Raw genomic sequence first — 6,713 nt, 5'->3', positions numbered from 1 at the left:
TCTTGCCTTCTTTATACTTCCCTTTATTACATTAGCCAGCAGCCTGGACGAAGGCGCCAACAACACTATACAGGGAGTGATCACCACATCAGACGGTCATCCCGCCAGTAACGTTACTGTTCGGCTGAAAGAAATTTCTAAAGGAACGGTGACCAACCAAAGCGGAGAATTTCTTTTTAAGAATATCGCCAATGGCCGCTTTCAGCTGGAAATATCTATGGTAGGCTTTCAAACGATCCGGCAAACCGTTAGTATGGAAAATGGTAAAAGTGTGGTGCTACAGATCGTCCTGAAAACGTCTTCCCAAAAACTCGAAGAAGTAGTAGTCAGCAGTGGCGGCAACCGCTTTGCCAAAAAGGAAAGCGAAGACGTATCCAAACTACCGCTCCGGAACCTCGAGAATCCTCAGGTATATAGTGTGGTAGGGAAGGAACTAATGAAAGAACAGGTGATCACGGATTACAACAGTGCTTTTAAAAACATTCCCGGCGCAGGCGTTCCCATTGTATATAACCAGGGCAGGAGTTCCGCGCTCTCCAGAGGATTCACTACGGCTAACCTGGTACGTAACGGAGTCGGTAGTTTTGTGTATACCAATGTAGACCCGGCCAACCTGGAACGGATTGAAGTCATCAAAGGCCCCTCCGCTACCTTATTTGGAAGCACCCTATCTTCTTATGGCGGATTGTTTAACCGCGTCACTAAAAAGCCTTTTGAAAGTTTTAAAGGAGAAGTATCCTACTCTGGTGGCAGCCGTGACCTGAACCGCTTAACCCTGGATATAAATACCCCTTTAAACAAGCAAAAAACCGCCTTATTCCGCTTTAATGGCGCTGCACATACAGAACGTAGCTTTCAGGATGCCGGCTTCAGTAAGAACTTCCTTTTGGCACCCAGTTTTTCCTATAAGGCAAACGACCGCCTCACCTTTTCACTGGACGCAGAAATGAGCGGATACAAAGCCACTTCTCCGATCAGAATGAATACATATACCAAAGGAAAAGCGCACAGCGTAGCAGATATGGGCGTGCCTTATAAATTGTCCTTTGCCGATAACTCCATCTATTACACCAGTCAGCAGTTAAACATCTTTGGCCAGATAAAATATAAACTGTCCGATAAATGGACCTCGCAAACCGTGGCGTCCTGGACACGCTCTGCTTCAGAAGGTTATACCACGCAGTTGAACGTAGTAAGCGATAGTACACTCAGCCAGGCGGTTACTTCGCAAACCTATCCCTATCATGGACTGGATATTCAACAGAACTTTATCGGCGACTTCCATATCGGCAACATGCGTAATCGCCTGGTGATTGGCGCGGATTTTTACCGCCTGAGGGCTTCCCGCAATGATGCGACCATCAGTATGCCCGCCGTGAATTTTAGAACACCGCCCCCCGGATATAATGGTTTTAACAGAGAAAAAGTAGGTCCTCTGTTTAATAAAGTACCGTTCACCATCTTCGATAGTAACCGGGAAAACACCTACAGCGCTTACTTTTCAGATGTGATCAATATCACAGAGCAACTGCTGGTAATGGCTAGTTTACGGGTAGATGATTACCATAACCTCGGCGTCTATTATCCAGGAAAGGATTCTACGGCAGGGGCATTTCAACAAACGGCTTTGTCACCCAAGTTTGGTGCGGTATACCAAATCATCAAAAACAGGTTGTCGTTGTTTGCTAATTATATGAATGGTTTTCAAAACCAGAGTGGCACCGATTTTAATGGCAATACTTTTAAGCCACAGCAGGCCAATCAAATCGAAGGAGGCGCCAAGCTGGATCTTTTCAATGAAAAGCTGAACGCCACTTTTAGCTATTATAATATCTCCGTGACCAATTCTACCTACGATGATCCGGCGCATGGCGGCTATCAGCTGCAGGATGGAACACAGGTGAGCAAAGGATTTGAGGCGGAAGTCATCGCTAACCCTTTAGCGGGACTTAATATCATTGCCGGATATACCTACAACGAAAGTAAAATGGATAAAGCATCCCCTAAATTGCAGGGGTTGCGCCCAAGTGCAGCAGGACCTGCCACCATGGCTAATTTGTGGATTAGCTATCGGTTGGTAAAAGGCGCTGTAAAAGGATTGGGGCTTGCTTTTGGCGGCAACTATGGCAGCCAGTCTTACCAAACAAATACCAGCACTTTTGCCTTCACCATACCTGCTTACACCATATTGGATGCCTCCGTATTTTACGACCGGAAAAAATACAGGATCGGTTTGAAAGTGGATAATCTCACCAATGAAAAATACTGGTCAAATCGCCTGGCGGCCCAGAGTCCAACAAGAGTGACGGGAAATGTGACCGTGAAATTTTAGAACCCTGGAAGCTCCCGGTTTACTTGCCTGCTTAAAGATATCGTAACTTTACAGCGCAATACCCTTTCCGTAAATGCCTGCGGATAAAGGATGAGAACGTTCCGCAACTGCACTTGTTTTAATCCGCGAGCAACGATTAAAGGTAATTATACGTAATACCTATAAACAACTGTTATGAGAAAAGTATCTTTTTTCCGTCTTTACAGGACGCAGTTGCTGGCATACAGTTTAGTGGTAATAGCTGGATGGCTGGCCGCTTGTAGTAAGGTAACGGATATGGTGGTGGAACTAATCCACCACCCACAGGCACCACCTACACCCTCAGCGCCACGCTGAATGGTGCGCAGGAAGTACCTCCTAATTCAACCACTGGTTCAGGAACACTTTCCGGCACTTACGATCCTGTTTCGTATCAGGTTAACTATACGGTTACATGGACAGGCATCTCTGGTGCACCCACCGGGATGCTATCAGCATCCCGGTGGGCGGATTAATAATGTTCCTGTTTTAGTACCCGGGATTCAACCCTATACCTGGATTCGCAGCTACCTCCGCATCAGGAATAGGCTGTAGTCTCCTGAAGTCAGTCTTATAAACATTCACATAAAAAGAATATGCTTTCACGCCCATATTCTGACGGGTAAAATCAACATTGGTTCTGGTAAGGTCAAAGAATCGCAGTCCTTCAAAGGCCAGCTCTTTACGCCTTTCCGTGATAATGGCATCTATCAATGCTGTACCGGTATAAGTATAGGCGGTCAGGTTAGCATCTCTGTTCTGTGCTACCTCGTTTAAGTATTGCAATGCATTGGCTCCTTCGCCTAAGCGGGCGTACGACTCTGCTAAGGTCAACAGCACCTCGGCGTAGCGCAGTAGTTTTACCTCGTCTTTATCGGTTTTATTGGCATTCTGATACTTGTTGATAATATATACCTGGTTGGTATTTCGGATACCGTCGACGATTAGTCCCCTGCGTTTGTCGGTGGGGGTGTAAAGGGCATACGTATCATCTGTAGCCAATAAATCTCCCAGGCCATTGCGGGAATACATATAATCTATTCCTTCCGGTCCATTGTTGGCGGTGGCGGAATTATTCAGTTCTAAAATGGTTTCGAGTTTGTCGGTGCGGGTAACGCTGGATGCCCAGTAGTTGCTGAAAGTAACTGAGTCGGCAGACAAAGTATAGCCGCCGTTTTTTACCACCAGCAACGCCGCATCACGCGCGTTGGCAAAATCACCTTTGTATAAATAAGCCCTTGCCTGAATCGCTTTCACTGCGTATTTAGCAATGAAGTTGGAGCTGGCAACGTGGATGGCAGGTGTAGTTTCAGGCATGATGCTATACGCGCTGTCCAGGTCATTGATAATCTGCGTATATACTTCGGCTACCGTATTTCTGGCGGGTTTAATATAGGCGCCACCAATATCGGTGGATACCGTTATCAGCGGTACGCCGGCTGCATCCTGCTTTACGGTGTAAGGGGTGGCAAACCAGTTTACCAGGTTCAGGTAACATAAAGCCCTGATAGCATAGGCTTCTCCTCTTAACTGATTTACATTATTGGAGGCACTCAGGTTAGCGCCAATAATCCGGTTAGCCTGCAAGATGCTGTAGTAGCTTTGCGACCACAATAACTTCGCTTCTGAGCTGCCGGAGTTAAAAGTGTAATTGTTCTGCGCCAGCAACCTGCTGGAATTGGAGCTGCTGATATAAACATTGTCTGCCAGCAGATCACCCATCACCAGTGCATTACGGCCAAATAGATAATAGTTGTCGAGTACCCGGTATAAGCCTGCCAGACTTTCCATCATATCGGTATCGGTTAAAATAGCTTTTTCTACGGAAACAGAAGTGGAAGGCTCTTCATCCAGGAAGGACTTGCCGCAGGCCGATGCCAGCATTACAAATGCCAGCAGTATGGATATATGTATACGTTTATTTTTCATCAGTCATGATATTTTAGAGTCCAACATTAATGCCCACAGTGAAAGTTTTATATTTCAACATATTCTGGTAATCAAATCCGGAATAACTTACCTCCGGATCAAACGGTAACCTGTCGTCAAAGGTTTTGAGCCATAAGTTGGTCGCCCTTGCATACACATGCAGTTTGTTGACCCCGAGCCGGTTCACGAAAGCAATGTTCTTGAAATCGTATCCTACACTCAGATTTTGCAAACGGATATGATCGCCGCGATATAACCGGTATGTGCTGGTGGAATTATCGGTAGTAGGAGAGTATTTTGGAACATCTGTGTGCTGGCCTGGAGTGGTCCAGCGTCTGTCGTAAATGAACTGGTATTTATTGTACGTGTAATAAGCGCCTGACGTGAAATAGATATCAGATGCACCATATACGGAGTACCCTAAATTATAAGTAAAATCAACTCCTAAGCTGATGCCTTTATAGCTGAATACGTTGCTGAAACCACCAATGTATTTAGGGATGGATTGTTTATCCAACACCACATATGCAGCTTTTGAAATGTCGGTGGTAGTGGTACCATGTCCGCCATCTGTATAGTATAAAGGACTTCCGTTTTGAGGATCTACACCGGCGAATTCCTTCATGTAGTAGTTATTGAAACTATATCCTTCTTTCAGGTAAAACTGGTCGTTGCGCTCATTGGTGCCTTTGGGCAATTTGGTGATCACATTTTTATTGAGCGCCAGGTTGAAATTACTGTACCAGTTAAAATGCCGGCCTTTTATCACATCTCCCTTTACTGTAAATTCCCAACCTTTATTGGCCATCGATCCCACGTTTTGACTCACGCTGGCAAAGCCGGTAGTAAGTGAGGTGGAAACGGCGCGTATCAATCCGTCAATATTGTTATTATAGTAATCAACGGTCAGCATAAAACGGTCGTTCGCAAAACCGATATCAGTTCCTGCATCAAATTTTTTGGAAGTTTCCCAACGCAGATCGGTGTTGCCAATGATCGTATATTGGTTGCCGTTGTAACCTGCGTAGCCGTAGGTGCTGCCGTAGCTGGCCTGCGGCAGCCAGTCGTAATTACCCAGATTGGCATTGCCGGTAGTACCGTAGGAGGACCTGATTTTTAAAGAAGAGAAAATATGTTGTTGTTGGAAGAAGTTTTCTTCCTGCACATTCCAGGTGCCACCAACAGAATAGAAGCTGGCATTCCGGTGATTCGTCGGGAACCTGGAAGATCCATCTCTGCGGAAGGAGGCATTAAGGGCATACTTATTTTTATAGTTGACACTTCCATTGGAATACAGTGAAGTAAAAGCATAGTTGTTGTACTGGCCAAAAGCGGTGGTCGGTGTGGCCGCATTGCCCAATGCTGTTAAATCTTCATGGGCGGAAGGAAAGCCACTGCCTACTCCAGCCAGCATGTATTTTTTTGATTTCTGTGCTTCGTAACCTACTGCGGCAGACACGTAGAAATTATCGAATCCGGGTATATCATACCGGTAATCCAGCTGGTTCCGGGTGAGCCAGTTGAAGTAACGGGAGTAATAGTTTTTACTGGTGCCGCCGGCCGACACACCGTCTCCCATGGTAGGATTCAGGAAAATGGTTTCTTCCAAAACATTATAGTCAATGCTGAAATAGCTGGTGTAGGTCAACTTATCCCAGATGTTCCATTTAAGTTTGGTGCTACCTAGAACGCGTGTTTCTGATAGATACTTGTTATCATATTGAGCAATCCACAACGGGTTATATACGCCGGGGAAATTAGTATTGCCGGAGGTGCTGGTGTTAATGGAACCGTCCTCTTTATATGCCAGCTGAAAGGGCGTCAATACACGGGCGGCATAGGTAGGGTTGCCGGAGTATTGCGTACTGTACGGCGTATTTTGACCTACATTGGAAAAGTTGATACCGGTAGATAATTGAATACGTTTATTGATCTGATGGTCGTAGTTAAAAAGACCGGATATTCTTTTAAAGTCGGCGCCAATGGTGGTGGCTTGTTGATTAAAATATCCTGCGGATGCAAACAGCTTTGATTTTTCAGTTCCGCCGTTGATGCTAACATTATATTGTTGCTGTTGACCATTGCGGGTAACGAGGTCGTACCAGTTATTACTTTTTCCGCTGTTCAGACCATATTTTTGAGAAAGATCTTTTATCTGTGCTTCTGTGTAATTGCCGTTAGTTAAAGCTTCTTTGAACAATTCGGCATACTGATCTGCATTAAGTGGCTTGCCGGCATCCGGCAGTCCTATAGGGCTTGATTCACCAATTTCTGCATCTGCTCTCACCTGCGTTTTACCCATTTTACCTCTTTTGGTGGTGATAACAATCACACCTGTACTACCGCGGGAGCCGTATAAAGCCGTGGCAGCAGCATCTTTCAATACATCTATACTTTCAATATCATTTTGATTAATGCCAGCGAGCGCATTGGA

At 45.5% G+C, this 6,713-nt stretch carries 5 protein-coding genes; 3 read left to right on the top strand and 2 right to left on the bottom strand.

The features are described 5' to 3' along the window. The 3 genes from VIP81_RS22275 to VIP81_RS33805 all read left to right on the top strand — a co-directional run. On the top strand, window positions 1-2,332 hold a 2,332-nt coding region (locus VIP81_RS22275), incomplete at its 5' end, for a TonB-dependent receptor (RefSeq protein ID WP_331966568.1). Between the two features lie 174 nt (window positions 2,333-2,506). After that, window positions 2,507-2,668 carry a hypothetical protein gene (locus VIP81_RS22270; RefSeq protein WP_331966565.1) on the top strand — a complete coding sequence of 54 codons (162 nt, stop codon included), beginning with the start codon at window positions 2,507-2,509 and terminating at the stop codon, window positions 2,666-2,668. Next, window positions 2,665-2,826, top strand: coding sequence for a CHRD domain-containing protein (locus tag VIP81_RS33805; RefSeq protein WP_414649365.1), 162 nt, complete (start codon window positions 2,665-2,667; stop codon window positions 2,824-2,826). Before VIP81_RS22270 ends, VIP81_RS33805 begins: the two co-directional genes overlap by 4 nt. A 13-nt stretch (window positions 2,827-2,839) precedes the next feature. Here VIP81_RS33805 and VIP81_RS22265 read toward each other — a convergent pair whose 3' ends face one another. Further along, window positions 2,840-4,279 carry a RagB/SusD family nutrient uptake outer membrane protein gene (locus tag VIP81_RS22265; protein ID WP_331966562.1) on the bottom strand — a complete coding sequence of 480 codons (1,440 nt, stop codon included), beginning with the start codon at window positions 4,277-4,279 and terminating at the stop codon, window positions 2,840-2,842. A 13-nt stretch (window positions 4,280-4,292) separates the two neighbouring features. Next, the coding region (locus VIP81_RS22260) for a SusC/RagA family TonB-linked outer membrane protein (RefSeq protein ID WP_331966559.1) at window positions 4,293-6,713 on the bottom strand (2,421 nt) is incomplete at its 5' end.

The sequence above is a fragment of the Chitinophaga sp. genome (assembly GCF_036566945.1).
Lineage (GTDB): Bacteria > Bacteroidota > Bacteroidia > Chitinophagales > Chitinophagaceae > Chitinophaga.
Note: the sequence above shows the minus strand (reverse complement) of the source record. Positions and strands in the feature narration are given on the sequence as shown.

Bases quoted from the DNA above. Each gene is read 5' to 3' on its own strand.
- VIP81_RS22265 (WP_331966562.1), bottom strand. From the start codon at position 4,279: ATGAAAAATAAACGTATACATATATCCATACTGCTGGCATTTGTAATG.
- VIP81_RS22270 (WP_331966565.1), top strand. From the start codon at position 2,507: ATGAGAAAAGTATCTTTTTTCCGTCTTTACAGGACGCAGTTGCTGGCA.